The organism is Shewanella abyssi (assembly GCF_023284025.1).
GTDB lineage: Bacteria > Pseudomonadota > Gammaproteobacteria > Enterobacterales > Shewanellaceae > Shewanella > Shewanella abyssi.
In genome coordinates, this window is the sequence record NZ_JAKIKR010000115.1 from 1 (window position 1) to 1,914 (window position 1,914).

Sequence of the window (1,914 nt, forward strand, 5' to 3'; positions counted from 1 at the left end):
TACAATCAAGTCAGGCCACATCAGTATAACGGTGGTTTGACACCAGTTGAGTCTGAACGGTTATTTCAGGAAGACTCTAAGTCCGTGGCCAAAATTAGTTGACCACTTCACCGCGACATCAATAGCAAACACCTCAGTAAGCTTCAAGATTTGTGTTTCAACCCAGCCTCTGCGGTGGTCATAATTTTTCCCGGTGTACTTATCATCACCGCACAAATACGCTCGCCGCACAACACGGCTACAACAATGGTAGTAAGGCGTGTCTTCGATGCTGACTAGTGTTCTTCTTGGACGGGGCATAGTGACCTCCTACTGATACTCATCAATCAAGCTTAGCCGGAGGTATTAACACGCGCCATTAATGATGGCTGTCTTAGTGTGTTTGCAGTCTCAAGTTCGTGCTTAGCCTCATCAAGCGCTTTCTTATATCGAGCCTCCTCTTTGACGGCTTCCTTCGCAGCTTTTAATATCTCAGCTTCAATTTTTGCTTCTTCGCGCATCTGAGCTTTGATTTCTGCTTGCTCTTCGCGTTCTCGCTGTTTCTTCTCTTTATACTCAAAGTTGAGCTGGATCTCATCTATTTTCAGTTGCAGGTACGCTTCAGAGATCAATATGTGGTTAGACTCGTTAAGCTTATTAATAGCTTCAAACGCCTTGGTGATGCGCTCCTGCATCTTGACCATGTTCTTCCATGTACAGTTTGCAATGGCTGCGTCACATTCATTGTTGAACGCACGTGCAGTAAGACGAATCCCTCTTTGGGTCATCTTACGGCCTTCAACAGAAGAGCCGCCGACTTTCCACTCAGTGGTGCAGTAGATGGCACCTGCAGTATCTTTTATACGAAGCAGGCCTTTCTGTTGTTCTTTACACTTATTAATCTCTTCTTTGTATTTGTCTGAGGCGTCAAAATCGAATATTGGCTCATAGAAACCCAGCTCTATTAGCTCGATATCATCGGAGTAAATAGCGATCTGCCTAACAAGGGAATCGTATATTTTTTTCTTAGACGCATAATCGGTCTTCATAGACGCTGTTTGATTGTCCAGTTCTACAATTCCATTATGGCGATCCTGGGTAACCTTATCTACGTCGATGATGCTTGAGTATCTTGTCTCGTAATCATTAACTTTATCTGTTTGAATTGCTATTTCGTAACGTGCAGATTGTAGCTTCTTGAAAAGAATGACCGCGATTATCGCAATAGCGACTGTCGCCACAGCTAATCCAATGAAAACATTAGAGATTTGTAGTTCTTGCATTTGCCACCCTATTACGTTGGTGTAGGTTGAGATTCGCAGTGAATCGTTGAGCAAAACAAACATAGCCAGCCATTGATAATCAATAACATAACTAGCTTTCTAGCAGACATCAATACTCAGTGTCTTTCAAATCGTCAGATGAAATGCTTTCAATATTGCGGCTGCGAAATGTTGTGAAAAAGGAGTAGATTACGAAGATTTAGTCAGTTTTAAGATGTTGAATATTAACTCTGTGAAATAGCAAAGCTAAGCGGTCTTGAGGTGAGCTGTTGGAGTCTAGTCTACTTGCATATACTGACAACTATTTGAAAAGTGCCGTCGGCGCTTACCTAGGTGTTCACAGTAGCTATCGAGCTCCTGCAACGTACCCACTGGGCCGTGGAACAGTTGCCCAAACTCAGTGATGATTTTTACCCAGTTTTTAGTTGGAATGTTTAATCTGTTAAGGATTTTCTCTGCATTAGCCGATATTGCACCTCGTTTATCATCGCGGATGACTCTTCCTGTTTCATCTACCAATTCAAGGTAATCTTTCAGCGAGAAAGCTATGCCTTTGGGTTGGTGCTCTCGCTCGTTGCCGATGAAGGGCAAAAGCTTGCTGGGTTGCTTTCCTTTTAGCGCGGCGGTGACTCTTAATTTTAAACTGGTGAAA

At 43.1% G+C, this 1,914-nt stretch carries 1 protein-coding gene and 2 pseudogenes; all 3 read right to left on the reverse strand.

What is annotated here, in order from left to right; all coding sequences use genetic code 11:
* Positions 1–111 precede the first annotated feature (111 nt).
* A pseudogene (locus L2755_RS21920) lies at positions 112–300 on the reverse strand (transposase); the annotation flags it as partial.
* A 32-nt stretch (positions 301–332) separates the two neighbouring features.
* Positions 333–1,262, reverse strand: coding sequence for an SNIPE associated domain-containing protein (locus L2755_RS21925; protein ID WP_248982751.1), 930 nt, complete (start codon positions 1,260–1,262; stop codon positions 333–335).
* A gap of 276 nt (positions 1,263–1,538) precedes the next feature.
* Positions 1,539–1,914: pseudogene (locus L2755_RS21930) on the reverse strand (transposase); the annotation flags it as partial.